Below are 23,187 nucleotides of genomic sequence, written 5' to 3'. Positions count from 1 at the left end.
GGGCTCCTCAGGTCGGTGTGGCTTGCTCTGGACCCTATGAGCAGCGCTTTCGCGGGGGCATCCGTCATGTGACCTAGATTCCGGGGCCGGCGGCCCGGCCGCCGGGTGCGACGACATCCTGAGGGTGCTGCCCGACCGGACGGCACGGCCGGGCAGCACCCTCACCTCACACCGCCAGCAGGTCGTCCACCGAGCCCTTCCCCGCCAACTCCGCCGCGACCGCCGGCCCTTCCTTCCCCGCCGCGTACCGACCCGACACCAGCGCCCACTCGTAGTTGCCGTTGATCCAGTGCTGGATGGCCTCGACGCCTTTCCGCACCCGGATCCGCTCGTCCTCGTCCAGGCCCAACTCCTCGCACATGCGCGGGACTCGGCCCTCCAGTTCGAGGTACTCGGTGAGGCACGCGTTCGTCATCCGGTACGCCTCCTCGGCCGCCTCCTCCCAGGAGCAGCCGCGTTCGCGGTGGAGCACGGCTATCAGGTTGTGGCCGTCGCCCCGGCGCCGCTCGCGCTCGAAGGAGTGGATGTCGTTCATGAACCCGATGGTGTCGGCGGCGAGGTCACGCATGCGTTCCATCAGCGGATGCGCCTGCACCTGGGCCGGCACCTCGAAGCCGCTGCTGCGCTCCCCGGCGTCGATGCTGTGGTGGATGCCGACCGTGCGCCTCCGGAACTCCGTGTACTCGTCGAGGTCGAGCGTGCCGGCGATACCCCGGGCCGCCAGGTCGACCTCCTCGCAGTGCGCTACCAGGAACCGCCCCCAGGACGCCGCGAACCGGGTCCGCCAGGTCAGGGACATGCCGTCCGAGAGGTGGTCCCACACTTCGGCCCAGGCCACGGTGATCGGGCAGACCACCCGGGGCCTGCTGCCCGCCGGGCGCAGCGGCGTCACGATCAGCTCCCGCGCGACCTCCAGTATTCGATCAGCGCGGTCGGGCCGGTTCGCGTCGAACTGGTCGTCGAAGAGGAACGCCAGCGAGAACCAGTTCATCAGGACGACCATGTCGGCGGCCGACGCGTGCGGATAGGTGCGGGCCGCGGCCTGCGGGAGGTCCCACGACCGGTACTCCTCGAACCCGGCCTGGCTGCGCACCAGACCCATGTCCCAGATCCAGCGCAGATGACGGGCCCGGGCGTACTCCAGATGATCGCTGACGGGAGTGTCGAAGGGGAGATCGAAGGTGACGTCCTGAGGCATGCGCTTCCTTTCGGGAGACGGAACACGGGAGTCCCCCCACTGCGAGCGGGCGGTCCGTACGACCGCCCGCGACCTCGAACTACGCTTCGTGGTACGAAAGTTGGACCGAGAAGCGGTACGAGGCTGCCCAGAGCGTAAATGATCTACGCGGTGCCCCGGTCGTGATCTCCGTTACTGCTCACGCCTCCTGAGCTGCGTACACTCCCACCCCTCCCACATAGGTCAGCGCCACCCTCGTCTCCGCGATCTCCTCCGGCGGAGCGGCGAACGGGTCGCGGTCCAGGACCACCAGATCCGCCAACGCCCCCGCCGACACCCGGCCGGTGTCGTCCAGATGGTTCGCGTACGCCGAACCCGCCGTGTACGCCGTGAGGGCCTCCGCGAGCCCGAGCCGCTCGCCCGGCAGGAACACCGGCCCCGCGCTTCCGGGTTCGACCCGGTTGACCGCGACATGGATGCCCTGGAGCGGATCGGGACTGCTGACCGGCCAGTCGCTGCCCGCCGCGAGGGTGGCACCGGAGCGCAGCAGCGCCCCGAACGGGTACTGCCACAAGGCGCGTTGGGGCCCCAGGAAGGGAATCGTCAGCTCGTCCATCTGCGGTTCGTGCGCGGCCCACAGCGGCTGGATGTTCGCGACCGCGCCGAGCCGCGCGAACCGCGCCACGTCGTCGGGGTGCACCACCTGAAGGTGCGCCAGATGCGGCCGGGTGTCACTCGGCCCGTTCGTCTCCCGCGCCGCCTCGACCGCGTCCAGCGCGTTGCGTACGGCCCGGTCGCCCAGTGCGTGGAAGTGGCACTGGAAACCGAGCGCGTCCAACTCGGTGACGTACTTGGGCAGTTGCTCCGGGTCGATGAAGTCGGTGCCCCGATTGGCCGTGGTGCAGCCGCACTTGTCGAGATAGGGGTCCAGCAGGGAGGCGGTACCGGTCTCGGCGACCCCGTCCAGCATCAGCTTCACACTGCCCGCGCGGAACCGGCCGTGGCTCAACGCGGCCCGCCGTTCGACGAGTTCGGGGATCTGCTCGGCCCCACGCTCCCGGTCCCACCACAGCGCGCCGACCACCCGTGCGGTGAGCGAGCCGTCGCGCGCGGCCGTCAGATACGCGTCCGACGGATCGGCCATCCCCGCGAACTTCCCGACGATCGCGTCCTGCCAGGCCGTGATGCCGAGCGCGTGCAGATGCCGCTGTGCGTGCAGCAGTGCGGCCAGTCGGTCGGCCGGGGTGGTGGGCGGCGTGAGCCGGCCGACCAACTGCATGGCCCCCTCCTGGAGCGTCCCGGACGGTTCCCCCGACGCGTTCCGCTCGATCCGCCCGTCCGCCGGATCGGCCGTGTCCCGCGTGATGCCCGCGAGTTCCAGCGCACGGCTGTTGACCCAGGCACCGTGATGGTCCCGGTTGGGCAGATACACCGGCCGGTCCGCCACGACCGAATCCAACAGCTCCTTCGTCGGCGTACCCCCCTCGAACGCCTCCATCGACCACCCGCCCCCGGTGATCCACTTCCGCTCCGGATGCGCGTCCGCATAGGCACGCACGGCGGCAAGCGTGTCCTCGGCCGTCTTCGCCCGCGTCAGATCGCACTGGGTCAGCTCCAGCCCCGCCGGCACCGGATGCACATGCGCGTCCTGGAACCCGGGCAACAGCAACCGCCCCGCCAGATCGACGACTTGGGTGTCCGGCCCGGCGAGGTCGTGCACCTCGTCGTGTCCTACGGCGGTGATGCGGTCGCCGGTGACGGCCACGGCGGTCGCCGTGCGGCCCCCGGGGGTGAGGACGGGGCCGTTGGTGAAGAGGAGATCTGCGTGCATGATCCGTTTCCTTGGGGGTTCAGCCGGAGGTGGCGAGCAGGTGCGGGGCGTCGGCGTCGGTGCCCTCCCCGGAGTGGAAGTAGGACGACCCGCGTACCCACTTCGCCCAGGCGGCGGCCACGAAACCCGACACGATCATCGCGACCGGGGTGAGCAGCAGGAACCAGCCGTTGTCCGCGCTGAGTTCGAGGTGGTCGGTGGAGGTGTAGAAGGACCAGCAGAGGTAGCCGCCGAGTCCCAGCAGGGCCAGCGCGCTCAGCGTGGGCAGCACCACCGCGCGCACGCCCTGCCGCCAGTCCTCCCGCAGCAGCGAGCGGAACCGTACGGCGGCGGCCAGGGCGGTGAGCGCGTAGGAGAGGGCGACGACGATCCCCACCGCGTTCACCGTGGCCATGATCATGTCGGCGAGGCGGGGGATCACCAGCGCCAGTGCCGCGACCGCCGCCGCCAGCGCGCCGATCAGCAGGGTGCCGGCCGCCGGAGTGCCGTAGCGGGAGCTGACTTTGGACCAGACCGGCCCGAGGGTGCGGTCCCGGCTCATCGCGAACATGCCGCGGGCGGTGGGGATGACACCGGCCTGGAGCGAGGCGACCGCCGAGAACATCAGCGCGACCAGCGGCAGCGCGGCCAGCGGCTGGGAGGCGAGCCGGTCGCCGAAGTACGCCAGGCCCTCGGCGCCGTGGCCCGCCAACTCGCCCTCGGACAGGACCCGTTGGAAGGCGATCGAGCCGAGCAGGAACAGCCCCAGCATCGTCACCAGGGTGATCAGCCCGGCCCGGGACGCGTCGCGCGGGTCGCGCACCTCCTCGTTCACGGTGAACGCGGCCTCGAAGCCCCAGTAGCAGAACACCGACAGCAGCAGGCCCTGTGCGAGGGCGGACGCCGAGGGGATCGCGAAGGGGTCGAACCAGCTCAGGCTGAAGGCATGCGGGCCGGTGACGATGCCGTAGCCGCAGAAGCCGAGCAGGACGACGTACTCGAAGACCAGCAGGCCGGTCTGGAGGCGGGCGGCGGTGCGGACGCCGGTGACCGCGGTCAGGGTGACGGCGACCAGGACCACGATGCCCACGGCGGTGGTCTGGGCCGTCGAGCCCGGGTCGAGGGCGAGCCCGGCCAGCCGGTGCAGTCCGGCCTCCCCGGCGAGCTGGATCATGGCCGAGCCGGTGACCGCCGTGGTGTACGCGAGGAACGCGATCGTCGCGACGATGTTCACCCAGCCGACTAGGAAGCCGAGCCACGGAGTGAGTGAACGACCCACCCACACATAGCCGTTGCCCGCGTTCGGCTCGACCTTGTTGAGCCGGGAGTAGGCGCCCGCGATGCCCAGGATCGGCAGGAACGCGAGCAGCATGATGGCCGGCAGATGCAGCCCGACCACTCCGGCGGTCACGCCCAGACCGATGCCGATGCTGGTGGTCGCGGCCGTGCTGGACGCGGCGATGGCGACGCCGTCCAGCAGACCGAGGGACTTGCGCAGTGCGGGCCCCGACGGGGGTGGCGTGTCGATCATGGCGTGCTCTCCGCTCGCACCGGGGGGCCCGGACGGCCCCGGTGAACGCACATGAAACTGCCCGCGCCCTTAACAGGTCAACGGTGTTGTCATAAGGTGCGGGCACCCGGACCCGAGCAGCGAGGAGGTGCCGTATGGGCGACCGTGTCGTCCCGGCCGCCGATCGGCGGCGCAGACGCCCCACCAAGCAGGGCGTGGTGCTGTCCGAGGAACTGATCGTCGAGACCGCCCTCCGGCTGATCGAGGAACACGGCGCCGACGCTCTCTCCGTTCGCCGCCTCGGCCGGGCCCTCGGCGCCGACCCCAGCTCCCTGTACCGCTACTTCCGGCACACCGACGACCTGATGCTGGCCGTCGCCGACGAGCTGATCGGCCGCACCCTGCGCACCTGGCGTCCCACCGGCGACTGGCGGGCCGACCTGCGGGACCTGGGCCTGCGCATGCACGCCGGGGCGCTCGCGCACCCCGGGGCGGCGGTGCTCAGCTCCTACCGGGTGACCGGGCGGGAGCACGAGATCCAGGCCGTGGAGACGATCCTCGGGGTGCTGCGCGGGGCCGGTTTCCCCGATGCCGAGGCGGTACGGATCTACCACGCCTACGTCGACCAGGCCCTCGCGTTCGGCGCCCTCGACTCCGCGAACACCGTGCTGCCGAAGCCCGCCCGCGAGGCGGAGGCCGCCGTGTGGCAGGCGATGTACGCCCGGCTGCCCGCCGACACCCACCCGCATATCGCGGCCACGTCCCGCCATCTCGTGGCCACCATGCGGCACAGCTCCTACCCGGCGGCCCTGGACCTGCTGCTGAGCGCGGCGGCGGCGCGGCTCGCCGAGATCCGTGCGGCGCGGGAGGGCTGAGCGGCAGACTGGGCCCATGACTCAAGAGCCCGCACGCACCGCGAAGCAGCGCAAGCAGGACACTCTCCGTCGGCTGGAGCACGATGAGGACGCCTGGGTCGCCACCGCCGGGGAGGGCGGGGGAGCGCCCTATCTCGTGCCGCTGTCGTTCGTGTGGGACGGCTCCACCCTGTTGTTCGCCACCCCGACCGCGAGTCCGACCGGCCGCAACCTCGCGGCGACCGGCGTCGCGCGGCTCGGCATCGGGCCCACTCGGGACCTGGTGATGATCGAGGGCACCGTCACGATGCTGACGGCCGCCGACCTGCCCGAGGAGGACGCCGAGATCTTCGCCTCGAAGACCGGCTTCGACCCGCGTCAACTGACCACGGCGTACAGCTACTTCAGGGTCCTTCCGCAGCGGGTGCAGGCTTGGCGGGAGGCGAATGAGCTCAAGGGGCGCGACCTGATGCGCGACGGGGAGTGGCTGGTGGCCGACTGACCCCGTTCTACTTGGACGAGGAACGTGGGGCGAAGTCCGTCGTCGTGAACGACGTTTCGTCCTCGGACGCCGTGCCGTCCGTGATCCACCAGTGCGTGGGGCGCTCGCCGTAGAGGCCGAACCTGGCGTCGCCGCCCCAGTTCAGGATCAGTTCGTCCTTGCCGTCCCCGTCGAAGTCGGCGGCTCCCACGGGCCGGGCGTGCCGCCACTTCGCCGGGATCTTCTTGCCGGACGCGGTGGCGGGGCCGTTGCGCAGGACGGTGGTGCGCCGGGTGCCGTCGATGAGCGTGGCGCCCTCGTACGTGGCGACGAGGATGCCGTCACGGCCGTCGCCGTCCGGGTCGGCGGCGGTGTAGCCGCCGGGCCCGTAGTCGGTGCGCAGAGATTCGGGTGCCTCGGGCAGGCGGTATGTCACCGGCGCGCCGCCGTCGCCGGGATAAACGGCGAGCGAGCCGTCGACCTCGGCCGGCTCGGTCTCGTAGCCGGGCTCGTCGTTGCGGCCGCCGTCGTCGCCGACGGCCACATCGCGCTGTCCGTCGCCGTCGAAGTCGCCGAACGCGTGGGCGTTACCGCGCCGCAACTCCCGTCCGGGCATGGACAGTTGAGAACCACGGTGGGCCGTGTAGAGCGTGTTGCCGGACTGTTCGCCGTCGCTCACCGCGTGCAGCAGCAGCGAGGTGGCGCGGGGTGTGCCGGACGGAACGATGGCATCGGCGATGAGTTCGCCGTCCGCCCAGGGGAGGCTCGTATCGGTGCGGGCGGGCACACCCGAGCGTGTGAAGGGGCCGTACAGCACCACGAGGGAGGACTGGTTGTAGGCGAGCCCGGCGAGATCGTGGTGCCCGTCGCCGTCGAAGTCGCCGCGCACCACGGAGCGGATGCCCAACGCCGTCGCGCTCCGCGGTAGTTGAACCGGTGTGGCGGAGGTCCGCGCGGTGGACCCGCCCCAGGTGATGTACGGGGCGGTGCGCGGGGCGGTGACATGGTTGTCCGACGTCATCGCGCCCTGGACGGTGGTGACGAAGTCCGGGAAACCGTCGCCGTCCAGATCGGCGGTGGTCACGTCCGCGACCGCCACCGAGTTCTTCGGCGCGGACATCTGCTTGCCAGGTGCGGGCAGGCCCAGGTCGTCGCTCCCGCGGACCGTGCGCGTCGACGGGTCGAGGCCCTTGGCCGATCCGTAGACCACACCGACCCGTTCGTCGACGGTGTAGCCCCCGTCGCCGCCGAGGAGAACCGGCACCACGAGATCGCGATGCCCGTCGCCGTTGAGGTCGTCGGGGTCCTTGGAACCCTTGCCCTGAACGGGCGTTCTGCTCGTGGCGGCCGTTGTCGGCTTCGTCGGGGAGGGCGAGGGTTCTCGGGCGGTGGTGCCGCTGCCGCACCCGTTGAGCGGGGCGAGCACGGTACAGACGGCGAGGGCCACTAGGGCGGTACGGGGCTTCATCCGCCCCACTCTCGCATCCGGCGTCACACCTGTATCAGAACGGCCGTGCACTTGTTGCCCGTTCGTCGATCGGAACCGGTCGTCGGCATCAACTCGCCGAACGGGGATATCCGTTGGGTGCGTGGCACCGGACTCGATCCTTGCGCGCACGAACCCTCGGAGGACTGACCCATGGCACTCGTGAACGCCAGTTTCGTGGTGCTCGACGCGATCGAGCCGGAGAAACTCGCCGTGTTCTACACGGAGTTGCTCGACGGCGAACAGACGGACATCACACTCGACCAGGTGGAGATCAGGGGTGCCGACGGGACCCGGCTGGCGTTCCGCCGGGACGTCAGTGCCACCCCGCCGAGCTGGCCCCGCGCGGAGAACAACCAGCAGGTCCACCTCGACTTCCTGGTGGAGGACCTCGACGAGGCGGAGCGCCGGATCGTCGGCCTCGGCGGACGCCCGCTGGAGACCAAGGACATGCCGGGCCCGTACGAGGAGCGGGTGTACGCGGACCCGGCCGGCCACTCCTTCACCCTCCGGCCGGTGCCGCCCGCGGCGACCGAACAGGGCTGAGCCGGATCACTCCCGGCCGCCCTTGTCCTGCGCGGGCCAGATCCCGGTCGAGCGCTCGATGGCCTTCGCGCCCGTGCGGTCCGCCGCGCTGCGCGCCACCGCGAACAGGGCGCCCTGGAGCGCGGCGGCGAGCAGGATCTCGGCCCAGCCGCGGTCCCGGTCCAGCGGGTCGGGGGCGTTGTCCTCATGCCGTATCGCCTTCCATGTGGCACGGAAGGCACGTCCCGCGAGGGCGCCGCTCACCAGGCCCAGGACGATGCCGACGGGCTTGTAGACGAGGGGGAGCTGCTTCTTCTTGTTCTTGGCCACGGGGGCCTCCATCTGCTGGCGAGCGGGTCGGCACTCCGACGGTGTCATCGAAACCGGGGCTTCGGTAGGGGGTGTGAGCGGCACCCTCAGGGGCAGTCGGCGAAGATGAGCGACACAGCCTCCGACCACGCATCCGACGGCGGTACCGACCGGAAGACCCGCGTCACCGTCCTCGTCGCACTCGCCGCCAACCTGGTGATCGCGGCCGCCAAGGCCGTAGGTGGTGTGATCGCGGGATCGCCCGCCCTGCTGTCGGAGGCCGCGCACTCGGTGGCCGACAGTCTCAACGAGGTCTTCCTTCTCGCCGCACTGCGCCGCAGCAGCCGCCCCGCCGACCGCAAGCACCCCTTCGGATACGGCAAGGAGCGGTTCTTCTGGTCCCTGCTCGCGGCCGTCGGCATCTTCGTGATGGGCGCCTGCTTCTCCGTGTTCCAAGGCGTTGAGGCCCTGCGCAACGGCGCGGAGGAGACGTCCACCGGTTATGTGGTGGGCCTGATCGTGCTCGTCGTGGCCCTGGTCACGGAGGGAATCTCCTTGCTGCGGGCCCTGCTCCAGGTCCGCGCCCAGGGCGGCGGCAAGGACGCCCTGCGCGACCCCGCGCTGCGCACCGTCGTCGCCGAGGACGGCACCGCCGTGCTCGGCGTGACCCTCGCCATCATCGGCATGGCGCTGCACATGATCACCGGGCAGGTGGTGTGGGAGGCGTCCGCCTCGCTCGCGATCGGGGTGCTGCTCGGCTATGTCGCCTACCGTCTGGGCCGCGACGCCCGTGACCAGCTCATCGGCGAGGCCGTCGACCCGGAGCTGAGCGACAGGATCCGCTCCCTGCTGGCGGCGGAGCCCGAGATCGACAGCGTGGAGGCGCTGTACACGATGCGGATGGGGCTCGACTCGACGATGGTCGCCGCCCGGATCGACCTGGTGCCCGGCATGGACAGCGAGCGGGTCGAGGAGGTCTCCGTCCGTATCAAGCGGTCGCTCGGCCGGGCCGTGTCCGAGGCCGGCGAGATCTTCCTGGACATCACCGACCGGCCGGCGCGGGAGGCAGAGGAAAGCCCCGCCGCGACGGGGGAGCGCGGCGGGGCCTGAACGTCGGATGCCCGGCGGGCACCGGTCCATGCGTCCCGGAACCGGAAATTTTTCCGGGCCCGGGAAGGGGTCGGACGATCAGCTGCCGTCGGCCGGTTCGAGGACGAACAAGGGGATCTGCCGGTCCGTCTTCGTCTGGTACTCGGCGTACGGCGGATACGCGGCGACCGCCCGCTCCCACCACTCGGCCTTCTCCTCGCCGGTCACCTCGCGGGCCGTCATGTCCCACTTCTGCGGCCCGTCCTGAAGCTCGACCCGGGGATCGGCCTGGACGTTGAAGTACCAGACCGGATGCTTGGGCGCACCGCCCTGCGAGGCGACCACGGCGTAGCGTCCGTCGTGCTCGACCCGCATCAGCGGGGTCTTGCGGATCTTCCCGCTCTTGGCACCCACGGTCGTCAGCAGGATCACGGGCATCCCCGTGTCCATCAACGTCGTCCCCTTGGTGCCACCGGAGCTCTCGTACAGCTCCACCTGATCGCGCACCCACTGCGCCGGGCTGGGTTCGTACTCACCCTCAAGAGGCATGGCATCCGTCCCATCTCGCGTTTCACGACTGTCTTGCACCGGGATTCAACACCGCCCGGTACGTGATTCATCCATACCGCGACACTCTTCGGCCATGCCCCCTCTGCCGGGTGATGACCTGGACGGCGACGATCCTGCGCAGCGCGGCGAGATCCGGCTGACCATGAGGTCCGCCGGACGGCCTTATCGGGCCAGGTTCGCACTCCGCCCCACCGTGTGCTGCGTACTGATCGCCCGTCACCTGGGATCGAGCGAACCGGACCATCAGCTTCAGCCAGATTGTAGGTACCACCGATCTGGCCGAACTTAAGGTGGCTCCATAGGTGCCTCGGGCATCTAATGAAGATCGGCAAGACGCACTCTTCGTCTGCGAGGTCTTCCATGACGGATCTGACGGATCTGACCGAACCGAAGGACCGAACCGAACCCGTCGCCTTCCCGCAGGACCGCACCTGCCCCTACCACCCGCCCACCGGCTACGACCCCCTGCGCGCCGACCGCCCGCTGACCCGCGTCACGCTCTACGACGGTCGTACGGCATGGATCGTCACCGGACATGCCGTCGCCCGCGCGCTGCTGGCCGACCAGCGCCTGTCGACGGACCGTACGCATCCCGATTTCCCCGTGATCAACGAACGGTTCAACGCGGTCCGGAACCGGCGAGTCGCCCTGCTCGGTGAGGACGACCCCAAGCACCGCACCCAGCGGCGCATGATGATCCCCGGCTTCACCGTCAAGCGCGCCACCGCGATGCGGCCCGGCATCCAGCGGATCGTCGACGGACGGCTCGACGCGATGATCGCCCAGGGTCCGCCCGCCGACCTGGTGTCCACGTTCGCGCTGCCCGTACCGTCGATGGTGATCTGCGCGCTGCTCGGTGTCCCGTACTCCGACCACGAGTTCTTCGAGGCCCAGTCCCGGCGGCTGCTGCGCGGCCCGAAGCCCGAGGACAGCCAGGACGCACGTGATCAACTGGACCTGTATCTCGGTGAGTTGATCGACCGCAAGGAACAGGATCCGGGCGAAGGGCTGCTCGACGATCTCGTCCGGGAGCAACTGCGCGAAGGGGCCCTGGACCGCACCGAGTTGCTCTCCCTCGCGGTCATCCTCCTCGTCGCGGGCCACGAGACGACCGCCAACATGATCTCCCTGGGCACCTTCACCCTGCTGCGTCATCCCGAGCGACTGGCCGAACTCCGCCACGATCCAAGCCTGTTGCCGGACGCGGTCGAGGAACTCATGCGGTCGCTGTCCATCGTGGACGGGCTGATGCGGCTCGCCGCCGAGGACATCGAAGTGGACGGCAGGACCATCCGGGCCGGCGAGGGCGTGCTCTTCTCGACCGCCGTCATCAATCGCGACGAGGGCGTCTACACCGCCCCGGACACCCTGGACTGGCACCGGCCCACCCGCCACCATGTCTCGTTCGGCTTCGGCATCCACCAGTGCCTCGGCCAGAACCTGGCCCGCGCCGAGCTGGAGATCGCCCTGCACAGCCTCTTCGACCGGCTGCCGACGCTGCGTCTGGCCGCTCCGGCGGAGGAGATCCCCTTCAAACCCGGCGACACGATCCAGGGGATGCTGGAACTCCCCGTGACCTGGTAAGAGGCTGCGCTCCATGCACACCGAAATCCACATCGACAAGGACGTCTGCATCGGGGCGGGCCAGTGCGCCCTGGCCGCCCCGCGCGTCTTCACCCAGGACGACGACGGCTACAGCACGGTGCTTCCCGGAAGGGAGGACGGGGGAGACGACCCGATGCTGAGGGAGGCGGCCCGGGCCTGCCCGGTGAGCGCCATCACGGTGTCCGACCCGGTGGGCTGAGCGGTCGACCGGCCGTAACCAGCACACCCACCTCGATCTCCCGCAGCCGCTCCCGATCCGCGATCACCTCGTACGCGCTGACCCGCTCGCCCTCCGCCGTCACCCGGAGGGCGAGCACCAGCCGTCCGCCCGGAGCGACCACGATGCCCGCGTCCCCGTCGACGAGGGCGAGGGCCGCGAACCGGGTCCGGTCCCGCAGCAGTACCGTCCCCTCCGTGACCGCCCGGGCTCCCCGCAACACGGCCGGCACCCCGGGCGGCAGCGCGGCGGGCTCGGCGCGGCGGACCACGTCGGGCGCGAGTACGTCGAGCAGCGCGCCGAGGTCACCGCCGCGCGCGGCGGCCAGGAACGCCTCGACGACCTCGCGATGCCGGTCCAGCTCGGCCTCCGGCACCACCGGCGTGCCCCGCACCTTGTGCCGGGCCCGGCTGGCGAGCTTCTTCGCGGCCGGCCGGGACCGGTCCAGGATCGCCGCGATCCGGTCGAACGGCACCGCGAACAGATCGTGCAGCACGAACGCGACCCGCTCGGCCGGACCCAGCCTGTCCAGCACCACCAGCAGCGCGAGCCCCACCGAGTCGGCGAGTACGGCCTCGTCCTCGGGCACCTCACCGGCGCTCGCCTCGGGCACGTCGTCGCCGTACGGGTCCTCCCGCCGGGACGCGCGCGAGCGCAGCATGTCCAGGCAGATACGGGAGACGACCGTCGTCAGCCAGGCGGCCAGGTTGTCGATGTCGTCGCCGCCCGCTCGGCTCAGCCGCAGCCAGGCTTCCTGGACCGCGTCCTCCGCCTCGGCGACCGAGCCCAGCATCCGATAGGCGACCGCCCGCAACTGCCCGCGCCGCTCCTCGAACCGCTCCGCCAACTCGTCGTGCCGCCGCATGGGTCACCTTTCCTTGCCGTGCTCCGTCACCTCTCCGACGAACCCGGACCGACCGAGGTGACCCCACCATGCTGCTGCACATCGACTCCAGCGCCGACACGACCGCCGACTCCGTGACCAGGCAACTCGCCCAGACCTTCGTACGGACCTGGCACACCGCACACCGCACGGCCGACCACCGGCACCGCGACCTGTCCGCCGCACCGGTGGAGCCGATCACCCCCGCCTACACCACCCTCGGCCGCCGAGTGGAACGCGAAGGCTTCGCCCCGCCGGCCAAGGTTCCCGCGTTGATCGAGACCGCCGCCGAGCAGCACGAGTGGGACCTGACACACCCGTACATCACCGAACTGCTCGCCACCGACACGCTGTTGCTCGGTGTCCCGATGTACAACTTCTCGATCCCCGCGTCCCTGAAGGCGTGGATCGACCGCGTCACCTTCCCGGGCGCGCTCACCGACCCGGACACCGGCGAGAGCCTGCTGCGCCACACCCGCGTGGTCGTCGTCATGGCACGCGGCGGCGGATACGGCCCCGGCACCCCGCGTGAACACTTCGACTTCCAAACGCCTTATCTGAAGGCCTACTTCGGGAATCTCGGAGTGCCGACGGAGAACCTCCACCTCGTCGCCGCCGAACTGACCCGGGTCGACGTCCTGCCCCAACTGGCAGGCCTGGAGCACCTGGCGGCGGCCTCCCTCGCCCGGGCCCGCGCCACGCTCACGGCACTCGCCACCGCCTGATCTCAGCGAGCCCGCAGCAGCGACCGGGCCGCTTCGCGCGCCTGTGCCGCCGACTCGGCGCTCCCGGTGATGCCCGCCGTCACCATGGCACCCTCGGCCAGCAGGAAGAGCTGCCCGGCCAGTACGGCGGGCAGCCCCGCGTCCGCCACGAGACCGGCGAGATACTCGCGGAACGCCCGCTTGTGCGCCCGCACTTGGGCCACCACACGCTCCGAGGACGCGCCCAGCTCGCCGTAGGAGTTGATCCACGCGCACCCGCGGAAGTCGGCCTCGCCGAACCACTCCTCCAGCCAGTCGAAGACGGCCGGGATCCGCTCCAGCGGATCATCGTGCCGCTCGACATGCTCGGCGAGGCGTCCGCGCCAGCGCACGTCGCGCCGTTCCAGATACGCCTCCACCAACTGCTCCTTGGTGGGGAAGAGTTGGTAGAGCCGTTTCAGCGACAGCCCGGACTCGGTGCGGACCGCGTCCATGCCGACGGCCTGGACGCCCCGGGCGTAGAAGAGCGTCTCGGCGGCGTCCAGCGCCTGCTCACGGGCGACCGCGCTGTCCATCGAACCGACCCCTCCTTGACCTGAGAACGTGCGTTCTCTACGTTAGCAGTCACCGCGAGAACGCACGTTCTCCACCCATCGCCGCTCTGGAGACGACCATGGCCGACCGCCCTCCCCTCCCGCCCTTCACTCGCGAGACCGCCGCGCAGAAGGTCCAGGCCGCCGAGGACGCCTGGAACACCCGCGACCCGCAGCGGGTGGCGCTCGCCTACTCGGAGGACTCCGTCTGGCGCAACCGCGACACCTTCGTCACCGGCCGCGCGGAGATCGTCGAGTTCCTCACCGCGAAGTGGGCACGCGAGCACGAGTACGCGCTGCGCAAGGACCTGTGGGCCTTCGACGGCAACCGCATCGCGGTCCGCTTCCAGTACGAGTGCCGGGACGCCGAAGGGCAGTGGTGGCGGTCGTACGGCAACGAGTTGTGGGAGTTCGACGAGCACGGGCTGATGACCCGGCGCGAGGCCAGCATCAACGACCTGGCCATCGAGGAGAAGGAGCGGCGCGTGTTCGGGACGCGGCCCGAGGCGGAGCGAGGGCGGTCGTTCCCGCTTCAGTAGGCTCCCAGGGTGACCGATCAGGACTCGAAGTCGAAGGCCTTCCTCTACGTCGTCGTCTGCGCCGCCGGTATCGCCGCGGACATCACGAAGCTGATCACCGCCGCGCAGGAGCGGGACTGGGAGGTCGGAGTCATCGCCACCCCGGTCGCGATGGGCGGCTTCTTCGACACGGCCGCCGTCGAGGCACGGACGGGCCGCCCGATACGTTCGGCGTGGCGCACCCCTGGTGATCCGCGCCCGTTCCCGCCCCCGGACGCCGTGCTCGTCGCGCCCGCCACCTTCAACACGATCAACAAATGGGCGGCCGGTACGGCGGACACCCTCGCGCTCGGCACCCTCTGCGAGGCACACGGCCTCGGCGTCCCGACCGCCGTACTCCCGTGTGTGGGCGAGGCGTTGGCGGCCCATCCCGCCTACCAGGCGAGTCTGATACGGCTGCGCGGGATGGGCGTCCGGTTCGGGGAGCCGTACTCCGGCGAGGTCCAGGAGGACGGTGTCCGACCGGAGTTCGGCTGGGAGCGGGGACTCGACCTGCTCTAGGAGCAGCGCACTGTCGGACCCGCCAGCATGCCCCCGGTGTAGAGCGTCTGCCCCTGGGGCATCCAGTAGCCCAGCTTCGAAACCACCGTGGAACAACGGGACTTGAGGGCGACGCGGACCACCACGGTGTCCGGGTGCCCCGGCTGGAGATCGGTGAGCGCGCAGTCCAGGGCGTGCGGGAGCCGGACCTGTGACGGGTGGCGGCCGACCAGCGGATTGACGCACCGGGTGTCGGAGGTGGTCAGCTCCGCCCCCGTCCCCTCCTCCGCGATCAGCCCGAACCGCGCGCTGCCGTCGCCCTCGTCGCTGTCGCGCCGGACCGTGTACGTCAGGGTCGTCACCGAGTCGGGCCGCAGCGCGCTCCGGTCGACCTCGATCCCGTGCGTCGCCTTCGGCCTGGGCGCCGTCAACGTCAGCGTGGCGTGGACAGTGCCCCGCACGTCCACTCCCTCGGGCGCGGAGCGGACGCGCACGGTGGCCGTGAAGTCGTATGTCCCCGGCCCCGGATACTGGCCCGACCCGGGCAGCGTGCCGGACGCGACCGTCTCGCCGGCGCGCCGCGCGGTCCAGGTGCCCGAGGTCCGGCACGCGAACCGGACGACCGCCGAGTGCCGTCGGCAGGTCGCGGGAGCGGACACCGCCATGGTGGGAGTGCCGCTGCCCGCACACAGGCTGACGGCGGCCCGCTGCCCATGATCCCCGTGCAGCACGCCCGCCGTCGCGCACAGGGTCGACGGCGGCTCGGGCGCGGGCGGCGCAGGGTCCGTGTCCCCCCACGCGGGCGACACCAGGGCCAGCGGCAGCACGGCCGCCCCCATCAGGATCCTCAGACTGGTCGAACGTCTCGGCACCGCGTTCCTCCCGTACGGCCACGACCAGCCGGACGCCGGTCGCCTGCGCCGAGGATGCGGGACCCCGGCGGCGGCCCGGCCGCTCCCACGCCGGTCGGGCGGGGGCGGTCACACCAACGCCGGATGTCCGGGGGTGGCGCGGTGTTGCTTGCAGCTCCGGGGCGGCGGGGGGTGGTCGTGTGACGCCGGCGCCGGTGAGTGGCAGGGCGTTGGTCATGGTTCGGCTCCGGTTCCGTGCCCGGCGGCCGAAGGCAGGGGCCGCGCGCTCGGATGGTCGTCGGTGACGCAGCCGCGCGCAGTTCCGGGGTGCTCGTCGGGTGGGCCGGGGGCGGTCGTTTGACGCTGGTGTCGGTGAGTGGTGCGGGGTTGTTCCCGGCTCCGGTGCCCTCGTCGGGTGGCCAGAGGGCCGTGCGGAGCCGGTGCTGGTGAGTGGCGTGGCGTTGCTCCCGGTTCCGGTCCGTGCCCGGTGGTCAAGGGTGGTCACTCCTTGCTCGGACGTCCGTCAGTGCCCAGCGGCGCCCGCGGCTCCGGTGCTCTCGTCGGGCGGCCGGGGGCGGTCGTTTGACGCCGGTGTCGGTGAGTGGCGTGGCGTTGCTCCCGGTTCCGGTCCGTGCCCGGTGGTCACGGGTGGTCACTCCTTGCTCGGACGTCCGTCAGTGCCCAGCGGCGCCCGCGGCTCCGGTGCTCTCGTCGGGCGGCAGCGGAGGGTCGTGCGACGCCGGCGCCGGTGAGCGGCGCAGCGTCGCCCCCGGCTGCGGGGCAGCACCCGGCAGCCGGGGTGGGCGCGCCCTTCGCCCGCACGCCCGTCAGTGCCCCAGCCGCCCCCGCAGCTCCGGCTGCAACAGCTCCCCGTGCGCCCGCACGAGGTCGTCGCACAGGTCCCAGATCCGCTCGACCGGCAACGCCGCCGCCGTCGCCGGGTCGGCCATCGCCGCGTGGCGGATGTGGCGCGGGTCGCCGTCCGTGGCCGCGCGTACCACCAGGTCGGTGACGGAGAGGTAGGCGCTGTTGAGGGCCGCGCACTGTGGCGGCAGGGCGCCGATCCTGGTCGGCTGGACACCCAACGCGTCGACCAGGCACGGGACTTCGACGACCGAGTCGGCCGGGAGGTTGTCGATCAGGCCCCGGTTGGGGACGTTGCCGTAGATCGTGCGGGGTGTGCCGGTGACGATGCTGTGGACGATCTGCGGGGCGTATTCCAGTGTGCCCTCCACCGGGAGCGGGGCTCCCAAGGCCAGGGCCTCGCGAGTGCGTTCGTAGCTCGCCGTGTTCTCCTCGATGATCTCCAGGTACGCGCCGACCGGGAGCCGTAGCCGCTCGATCTCCTCGGTGTGGCGCAGATACCAGGGCACGTACTCGGCCGAGTGCTCGCTGGTCTCGGTGGGGTAGTGGCCGAGCCGGCGGTACATGTCCACGCGGACCCGGCGCAGCAGTCCCGGATCGCGGGCGATCGTCTCGTCCAGGAGGGGGTGGAGACTCCGGCCCCCGCGCTCCCAACGCAGCACCCAGGACTGGTGGTTGACGCCCGCGGCGAGATATGAGACCTCCTCGAAGGGGACGCCCACGAGCTGGGAGAGGTCGTGCATCGTCCAGTAGACCGAGTGGCACAGGCCGGTCGCCTTGAGGGCGGGGGCGATCCGGCTCAGGTAGAGGAGGTTCATCGCCATCGGGTTGGTGTAGTTCAACAGGTGGGCGTCCGGGCAGAGTTCGGCCATGTCCTCGGCGAGCGACCGCAGCACGGGGAACGTGCGCAGCGCGCGGAAGATGCCGCCGATGCCCAGGGTGTCGCCGATCGTCTGCCGCAGGCCGTAGCGGGCCGGGACCGCGAAGTCCGTGCGGGTGGCCTCGTTCATGCCGACCTGGACGATGTTGATGACGAAGTCGGCGTCCGCCAGTGCCGCCCGGCGGTCGAGGTGCGCGGTGATCTCCGGTTTGGCGCCGCGTACTTCGGCGATGTGCCGGGCCGCGCCCTCCGCCGTCGCCAGCCGCTCCGGGTCGATGTCGTGCAACGCGACCCGGACACGGGCGAGTTCGGGGAAGGCGAACAGGTCGGCCAGCAGGCCCTGCGTGAACACCACACTGCCGGCGCCCACGAAGGCGATCCTGACGTCGGTCATCGGGCTCCTCTGAGAGCCGGTCAAGTACCGTGCGCGGCTCATCCCTTGAGGCCGCTGGACGTCAGCGACTGGATGAAGGTCTTCTGCGCCAGCAGGAACGCGACCAGCACCGGCACCACCGTGACGACGTTGCCCGCCATCACCGCGGACCACTGGGTGTGATGCTGTCCCTGAAAGGTCGTCAGGCCCAACTGGAGGGTGTAGCGCGAGTCGTGGTTGATCGCGATCAGTGGCCACGACAGGTCGTTCCACGTCGACAGGAACGTCAGCACCGCGACCGTGGCCAACGCCGGCCGGGCCAGCGGCATCACGATCGAGAACAGCACCCGCAGCCGCGAACACCCGTCGATCCAGGCCGCTTCCTCCATCTCCCTCGGCAGCGCGAGGAAGAACTGCCGGAACAGGAACACCGCGAACGGCGTCACCAGCGAGGGCAGGGTCAGCGCGCCCAGCGTGTCGATCAGCCCGAGCCACTTCATCACCAGGAACGTCGGGATCATCGTGAGCTGGAACGGTACGACCATCGTCGCCAGCATCAGCCCCAGCAGCAGCCGCGACCCGGCGAACCGCATCCGCGCGAACGCGTACCCGCCCAGCGACCCGAACAGCAGATTCGACACGACCGCCACCGACGCCACGATCAGCGAGTTCGCGAACCAGCGCGGGAACATCGCGTTGCCCAGCACATACCGGTAGCCGCCCAGGTCAACTCCCTTGGGCCACAAGGCGGGTGGGAACCGGTTGATCTCCGCGTTCGACATCACCGAGCTGAGCAGCAGCCACACGAACGGCAACGCGAAGCACAACGCCAGCGGCGCCAGCACCAGATGCCACGCACTCACCCGACGTGTATTCATCGCGCCGCTCCTTCCGTACGGCCCTGCCGCCGCCGTACGACCCGCAGCGCACCGCCCGCGACCAGCAGCGCCAGCGCGAGGACGTACGCGGACGCGGCGCCGTAGCCCGCGGTGAACATCTGGAAGGCCTGCTGCCACACGAAGTAGACGATCACCGTGGTCGATCCGAGCGGACCGCCCTTGGTCGTCACATAGATCAGGTCGAAGACCTGGAGCGAGGTGATGAACTGCCACAGCAGCAGGAACACCGTCACCGGTGTGAGCGCGGGCAGCGTCACATGGCGCAGCACCTGAGCCCGGCCCGCGCCGTCGATGCGGGCCGCCTCGACGAGTTCGGGCGGCACGTCCTGCAGCGCGGCCAGATAGACGACGACACAGAAACCGACCCCGCTCCACAACGAGATCAGCACCAGCAGGTACAGCGCCTGGTCCGGGTCGGCGAGGAACCCCTGCGCGGAGACGCCGAGATGGTGCAGCAGCGCGTTGGCGACGCCGAACTCCGGGTCGAGGATGAACGAGAACAGCACCCCCTGCGCGGTCGCCGACACCACGAACGGGATGAACACCAGCGTGCGGTACAGGCCGATGAGCCGGATCCGCCGGTTGAGCGCCAGGGCCAGCGCCAGCCCGCCGACCAGGCTGAGCGGCACGTACAGCGCGGCGTACAACAGAGTGTTGCCCACCGCCGTACGGAAGTTGGGGTCCTGGGCGAGGGCCCGGTAGTTGTCGAGGCCGACCCAGCGGCCGGGTGTGACCAGGTCGTCCGCCCGGAACGACAGCAGCAGTGACCAGACGACGGGCACCACGCTCAGCCCGAGGATCACCACGACGGACGGGGCGATGAACGCCCAGGCGGTGGAGCGTTCTTGACGGGCCCGACGGCGTGCGGCCGGAGCGGTGACGGGCCGGGCGGGCAGGGTGAGGGCGCGGGGCAGTGTGGACATCGGGGCTCCCGGAAAGGGGGGAAGTCACCTGGGGATCAGCAGGGCCGCGTCGGCCTTCTCGGCGCAGGTACGGAGTGCCTTCTCGGGGGAGTCCCGGCCGAGCAGCACCGAGACGATCGCCTCGCCCAACGCCTGGGAGATCTGCGGATACGCGGCATGAACGGGCCGGACGCGCGCCGAGCGGAGGGTGTTGGTGAAGACGTCGAGGCCGACGGTGCGGGCACTGTGCTCCCGCCATTCCGGCCGAGCGGCGGTCCCCTTGCTCAGCGGCAGGCCGCCGGCCGAGATGTCCCAACGGACGTCGTGGACAGGCCCGTTGAGCCACTGCACGAACTCCACGGCGGCCCGGGACCGCGCCGAACCGTTGTCGAAGACCGTCCAGGTGTCGGGCCCGGAGATGGTCACCGCGTGCCCGCTGTACGTCGGCAGGGGCACCACCCCGTAGTCGACCTTCGCGGTGACGATGTCGGGGAGTTCCCAGGGGCCGGTGGCGACCATGGCCATCCGGCCGTTGAGGAACACCTGGTAGAGCTGCTCGCTGCCGGGCTTGGTGTCCAGGTACACGCTCTTGTCGTGGCCGAGCCGGCCGACCGTCCGCAGAGCCTGGACGCCCTGGTCGGCGAAGCCGATGTGCTTGCCGTCCGGCGCGACGACCTCCCCGCCGAGATCCCACAGCATCGGCCACAGCCGCCACACCGTGTCCTCGTCGCCGACGGCCGGCCATCCGGTGCCGAAGACGCCCCGGGCGTGGTCGGTCAACCGCCGTGCGGTGTCGGTGAATTGCTCCCAACTCCAGCCGGGCTTCGGATAGTCGAGCCCCGCCCGCCGGAACAGCCTCTTGTTGTAGACGACGGCCAGCGAGTCGAGCACCGCGGGCGCCGCACGTATCCGCCCGTTGACGGTCACCGCGTCGCGCACCGGCTTCCAGAACGTGTCCCACGGCGTCGGACCCTCCCGCATCGCGGACGTCAGATCGACGACCCGCGGGCTGCGCGCCACGCTCGCCAGATCCGAGCCGAAGATGTACGCGATGTCCGGGTAGGAGCCGGCGGCGAGCGCGGCGGTCACCTTCTGGAGCATCGCGTCGGCCAACACCCCACCCCCGCCCGCGTCCACGCGAATTCTCGGATGGGTCCGGTTGAACTCGGAGACCAGCGCCTGGACCGCCTTGCGGCCCGTGTCGGACTGCCCGTGCCACAGCTCCACGGTCACCCGGCCGTCCGCGCCGACCCCGTCCGAGGCACCGCCCGCACACCCACTCGCGGCACCGATCGCCGCCGCCCCGAGCAGCACCCCGCGGCGTGACATGCCCTTCGTCATGGCGACCCCCTCACCGCACCTTGCGGACGTAGTCGGCGCTGCCCGGCGTCGACACGTCGACATCCCGGCGCACGATGGAGAGCCTGTTCCCGAAGCCCGAACGGGCCTTGCGCAGACCGGAGTCGGAGTACTCGATGACGATGACCCGGTCGTCGAACGCCTTCGCGTACTCCCCGCACTCGTCGTACTCCGCGCACTCCTCCGCCACCGCGAAGTCGAGCCCGGTCCGCTTCCTGATCCCGGCCAACTCCACCGTGTTCTTCTGGGCGATGGCGAGATGACGGACGTGCGCGTGGCGGGAGAGCAGGGTGATGAAGGCGGTCGCGTCGTTCGCCGTCAGGAGGTGGTGGGAGCGGGTGTAGCTGTCGTAGTTGTCCGGCTCGACGGCGTCGAAGCCCTTCGCCGCGCAGCCGTCGATCCACCGCTCGACCCGGGCCGCGATCCGTTCCCGCTTCGCCGCCGTACCGATGTCGAGCAGCGCCTCGCCCCAGTCCTCGTCGACGACCACATCGCCTTGCGCGTCACGCAGCAGCAGGTCGGCCGGCCAGGAGGCGCGCTCGTCGGGCTGGGCCTGGAAGGCGTTGACGTAGCAGATGTTGTAGAGGCCGGGCGCGGGCGACGCCGTACGGTCGCGGCTGACGATCCGGACGCCGGACGGCGGGGGATAGGCGCCACCGATCTGGTAGTCGAAGTCGGCGTGCCGGGACGGGAGTTGGATCTTTTCGGCCGCTGAAGCCGAAGGGCTCGCAGGCGCCGAACCCGACGGGCTCGCCGGCGCGGAGCGGGACGGGCTCGGTGGTGTCGTGCCGGCCGGCGCCGAGCGCGACGGAGCTTCCGACACCGGGCGCGACGGTCGTTCCGGCGGTGTATCCGTCGAGGCTCCGCAGGAGGTCAGTGCCGATGTGGCCACGACGGCGGCGCTCAGGACCGCGGCCGTCCCGAGACCTCCGACGCGGGAGACACCCTTGGCGGGCATGTCCGGCTCCATCAATCGCGGGTACGACCCCGCCTCGGACCGGATGGCCTCGCGGTCCTGGCGACTGTGGCCGGGCTTGGAACCTGTCCGCTACCGGCTGGGCGCACCTCTGCGTACCGCGCCGCACGCGCGGGCACGTCCAGGATCAAAGCGCCCGCGACCCCGCCCGTCAAGGGTGCGTGCCACGTACGTGAAGGGGAGTGGCCGCCCGACGTACGCTCCCCAGAGGTACCGAATCCGAAGGCAGGAGCAGCAACGATGCAGTACGTGAAGCTCGGTTCTACGGGCCTGGACGTCTCGCGGATCTGTCTGGGCTGCATGACCTACGGCCTCCCGGACCGCGGCGTCCACGAGTGGACCCTCGACGAGGAGGCGTCCCGCCCGCTGATCCGGCAGGCGCTGGAGGCCGGGATCAACTTCTTCGACACGGCCAACGTCTACTCCGACGGCACCAGCGAGGAGATCACCGGCAGGGCGCTGCGCGACTTCGCCCGCCGTGACGAGGTCGTCCTCGCCACGAAGGTGCACGGCCGGACCCGCCCAGGACCCAACGGCGCCGGACTCTCCCGCAAGGCGATCCTGTCCGAGATCGACCTCAGCCTCAGCCGTCTCGGCACCGACTACGTCGACCTCTACCAGATCCACCGCTACGACCCGCACACCCCCATCGAGGAGACGATGGAGGCGCTGCACGACCTCGTCAAGGCGGGCAAGGTCCGCTACATCGGGGCGAGTTCGATGTACGCCTGGCAGTTCGCCAAGCACCAGCACATCGCCGAGCGGCACGGCTGGACCAAGTTCGTGTCCATGCAGAACCACTACAACCTCCTCTATCGCGAGGAGGAGCGCGAGATGCTGCCCCTCTGTGCGGACCAGGGCGTCGGCGTCCTGCCCTGGAGCCCGTTGGCGCGCGGTCGCCTCACCCGGGACTGGGGCACCACCACCGAGCGCAGCAGCAACGACAACTTCGGCAGCCGCCTTTACCAGGAGGGCGACCGCGCCATCGTCGAGGCGGTCACCCGCATCGCCGGCGACCGGGGCGTCCCGCGCGCCCAGGTCGGCCTCGCCTGGCTGCTGTACCAGAGCACGGTGGCCGCACCGATCGTCGGCGCGGGCAAGCCCCAGCACATCGAGGACGCGGTGGCCGCCGTCGAACTGGAGCTGAGCGACAAGGAGTTGGCGGAACTGGAGCAGCCCTACACGCCGCACGCGATCAGCGGCCACTCCTGA

24 protein-coding genes are annotated in these 23,187 nt (G+C 70.8%); 10 read left to right on the top strand and 14 right to left on the bottom strand.

Annotation, left to right across the window (positions count from 1 at the left end):
- Nucleotides 1-166: 166 nt before the first annotated feature.
- From AB0M63_RS23750 to AB0M63_RS23740, 3 genes are all read right to left on the bottom strand, one after another.
- Nucleotides 167-1,198 carry a 7-epi-alpha-eudesmol synthase gene (locus AB0M63_RS23750; RefSeq protein WP_355911082.1) on the bottom strand — a complete coding sequence of 344 codons (1,032 nt, stop codon included), beginning with the start codon at nt 1,196-1,198 and terminating at the stop codon, nt 167-169.
- A gap of 178 nt (nt 1,199-1,376) precedes the next feature.
- Entirely contained in the window at nt 1,377-3,008 is a 1,632-nt protein-coding gene (locus tag AB0M63_RS23745) for an amidohydrolase (protein WP_366020777.1), read from the bottom strand.
- Between the two features lie 19 nt (nt 3,009-3,027).
- A complete protein-coding gene (locus AB0M63_RS23740; protein ID WP_355911090.1) occupies nt 3,028-4,518 on the bottom strand; it encodes an APC family permease in 1,491 nt (496 codons plus the stop codon).
- 134 nt (nt 4,519-4,652) lie between these two features.
- Here AB0M63_RS23740 and AB0M63_RS23735 point away from each other — a divergent pair, with 134 nt between their 5' ends.
- Both AB0M63_RS23735 and AB0M63_RS23730 read left to right on the top strand, forming a co-directional pair.
- Entirely contained in the window at nt 4,653-5,372 is a 720-nt protein-coding gene (locus tag AB0M63_RS23735; RefSeq protein WP_366020776.1) for a TetR/AcrR family transcriptional regulator, read from the top strand.
- 16 nt (nt 5,373-5,388) lie between these two features.
- Nucleotides 5,389-5,853, top strand: a complete 465-nt coding sequence (locus AB0M63_RS23730) for a pyridoxamine 5'-phosphate oxidase family protein (RefSeq protein ID WP_355911097.1) — start codon at nt 5,389-5,391, stop codon at nt 5,851-5,853.
- 7 nt (nt 5,854-5,860) lie between these two features.
- On the opposite strand, the gene AB0M63_RS23725 is transcribed toward AB0M63_RS23730, so the two are convergent.
- The gene (locus tag AB0M63_RS23725; RefSeq protein ID WP_366020775.1) at nt 5,861-7,300 is read right to left on the bottom strand and encodes a VCBS repeat-containing protein; all 1,440 of its coding nucleotides are present in this window, start codon (nt 7,298-7,300) and stop codon (nt 5,861-5,863) included.
- 171 nt (nt 7,301-7,471) lie between these two features.
- Here AB0M63_RS23725 and AB0M63_RS23720 point away from each other — a divergent pair, with 171 nt between their 5' ends.
- Complete coding sequence (locus tag AB0M63_RS23720; protein ID WP_355911103.1) at nt 7,472-7,864, top strand: VOC family protein; 393 nt, start codon at nt 7,472-7,474, stop codon at nt 7,862-7,864.
- 6 nt (nt 7,865-7,870) lie between these two features.
- On the opposite strand, the gene AB0M63_RS23715 is transcribed toward AB0M63_RS23720, so the two are convergent.
- On the bottom strand, nt 7,871-8,173 hold the full coding sequence (locus tag AB0M63_RS23715) for a DUF4235 domain-containing protein (RefSeq protein ID WP_355911106.1): 303 nt from the start codon (nt 8,171-8,173) through the stop codon (nt 7,871-7,873).
- 105 nt (nt 8,174-8,278) lie between these two features.
- On the opposite strand from AB0M63_RS23715, the gene AB0M63_RS23710 reads away from it, so the two are divergent.
- On the top strand, nt 8,279-9,262 hold the full coding sequence (locus AB0M63_RS23710; protein ID WP_366020774.1) for a cation diffusion facilitator family transporter: 984 nt from the start codon (nt 8,279-8,281) through the stop codon (nt 9,260-9,262).
- 78 nt (nt 9,263-9,340) lie between these two features.
- On the opposite strand, the gene AB0M63_RS23705 is transcribed toward AB0M63_RS23710, so the two are convergent.
- A complete protein-coding gene (locus tag AB0M63_RS23705; protein ID WP_366020773.1) occupies nt 9,341-9,790 on the bottom strand; it encodes a nitroreductase family deazaflavin-dependent oxidoreductase in 450 nt (149 codons plus the stop codon).
- Nucleotides 9,791-10,171: 381 nt separating this feature from the next.
- Here AB0M63_RS23705 and AB0M63_RS23700 point away from each other — a divergent pair, with 381 nt between their 5' ends.
- Both AB0M63_RS23700 and AB0M63_RS23695 read left to right on the top strand, forming a co-directional pair.
- On the top strand, nt 10,172-11,395 hold the full coding sequence (locus AB0M63_RS23700) for a cytochrome P450 (protein ID WP_366020772.1): 1,224 nt from the start codon (nt 10,172-10,174) through the stop codon (nt 11,393-11,395).
- A 13-nt stretch (nt 11,396-11,408) separates the two neighbouring features.
- Nucleotides 11,409-11,615, top strand: a complete 207-nt coding sequence (locus tag AB0M63_RS23695) for a ferredoxin (RefSeq protein ID WP_355911118.1) — start codon at nt 11,409-11,411, stop codon at nt 11,613-11,615.
- Here the strand turns inward: AB0M63_RS23695 and AB0M63_RS23690 are convergent.
- Nucleotides 11,590-12,498, bottom strand: coding sequence for a sigma-70 family RNA polymerase sigma factor (locus tag AB0M63_RS23690; protein WP_366020771.1), 909 nt, complete (start codon nt 12,496-12,498; stop codon nt 11,590-11,592). The genes AB0M63_RS23695 and AB0M63_RS23690 overlap by 26 nt on opposite strands.
- A 68-nt stretch (nt 12,499-12,566) precedes the next feature.
- Here AB0M63_RS23690 and AB0M63_RS23685 point away from each other — a divergent pair, with 68 nt between their 5' ends.
- Nucleotides 12,567-13,241: an NAD(P)H-dependent oxidoreductase gene (locus tag AB0M63_RS23685; RefSeq protein WP_366020770.1), complete on the top strand. Its 675-nt coding sequence runs from the start codon at nt 12,567-12,569 to the stop codon at nt 13,239-13,241.
- Nucleotides 13,242-13,243: 2 nt separating this feature from the next.
- Here AB0M63_RS23685 and AB0M63_RS23680 read toward each other — a convergent pair whose 3' ends face one another.
- Entirely contained in the window at nt 13,244-13,795 is a 552-nt protein-coding gene (locus AB0M63_RS23680; protein ID WP_366020769.1) for a TetR/AcrR family transcriptional regulator, read from the bottom strand.
- Nucleotides 13,796-13,893: 98 nt separating this feature from the next.
- Between AB0M63_RS23680 and AB0M63_RS23675 the strand changes: the two genes are divergently transcribed.
- Nucleotides 13,894-14,352 (top strand): nuclear transport factor 2 family protein, encoded by a 459-nt coding sequence (locus AB0M63_RS23675; RefSeq protein WP_366020768.1) that lies wholly within the window; start codon nt 13,894-13,896, stop codon nt 14,350-14,352.
- Between the two features lie 9 nt (nt 14,353-14,361).
- Nucleotides 14,362-14,892, top strand: coding sequence for a flavoprotein (locus tag AB0M63_RS23670; RefSeq protein WP_355911133.1), 531 nt, complete (start codon nt 14,362-14,364; stop codon nt 14,890-14,892).
- Here AB0M63_RS23670 and AB0M63_RS23665 read toward each other — a convergent pair.
- The 6 genes from AB0M63_RS23665 to AB0M63_RS23640 form a co-directional block, all read right to left on the bottom strand.
- Nucleotides 14,889-15,743 (bottom strand): hypothetical protein, encoded by an 855-nt coding sequence (locus tag AB0M63_RS23665; RefSeq protein WP_366020767.1) that lies wholly within the window; start codon nt 15,741-15,743, stop codon nt 14,889-14,891. The genes AB0M63_RS23670 and AB0M63_RS23665 overlap by 4 nt on opposite strands.
- An 806-nt stretch (nt 15,744-16,549) precedes the next feature.
- On the bottom strand, nt 16,550-17,860 hold the full coding sequence (locus AB0M63_RS23660; RefSeq protein WP_366020766.1) for an alpha-glucosidase/alpha-galactosidase: 1,311 nt from the start codon (nt 17,858-17,860) through the stop codon (nt 16,550-16,552).
- A gap of 38 nt (nt 17,861-17,898) precedes the next feature.
- The gene (locus AB0M63_RS23655) at nt 17,899-18,717 is read right to left on the bottom strand and encodes a carbohydrate ABC transporter permease (RefSeq protein WP_366020765.1); all 819 of its coding nucleotides are present in this window, start codon (nt 18,715-18,717) and stop codon (nt 17,899-17,901) included.
- Nucleotides 18,714-19,661, bottom strand: a complete 948-nt coding sequence (locus tag AB0M63_RS23650; protein WP_366020764.1) for a sugar ABC transporter permease — start codon at nt 19,659-19,661, stop codon at nt 18,714-18,716. The genes AB0M63_RS23655 and AB0M63_RS23650 overlap by 4 nt, the downstream gene beginning before the upstream one ends.
- 24 nt (nt 19,662-19,685) lie before the next feature.
- Entirely contained in the window at nt 19,686-20,981 is a 1,296-nt protein-coding gene (locus AB0M63_RS23645) for an ABC transporter substrate-binding protein (RefSeq protein WP_366020763.1), read from the bottom strand.
- 10 nt (nt 20,982-20,991) lie between these two features.
- Nucleotides 20,992-21,957: an endo alpha-1,4 polygalactosaminidase gene (locus AB0M63_RS23640; protein ID WP_366020762.1), complete on the bottom strand. Its 966-nt coding sequence runs from the start codon at nt 21,955-21,957 to the stop codon at nt 20,992-20,994.
- Nucleotides 21,958-22,215: 258 nt separating this feature from the next.
- Between AB0M63_RS23640 and AB0M63_RS23635 the strand changes: the two genes are divergently transcribed.
- On the top strand, nt 22,216-23,187 hold the full coding sequence (locus tag AB0M63_RS23635; RefSeq protein ID WP_366020761.1) for an aldo/keto reductase: 972 nt from the start codon (nt 22,216-22,218) through the stop codon (nt 23,185-23,187).

This window comes from Streptomyces sp. NPDC051576 (assembly GCF_040681835.1).
Classification (GTDB): domain Bacteria; phylum Actinomycetota; class Actinomycetes; order Streptomycetales; family Streptomycetaceae; genus Streptomyces.
The sequence above is the reverse complement of the archived record's forward strand: the minus strand, read 5'-3'. Positions and strand labels throughout refer to the sequence as shown.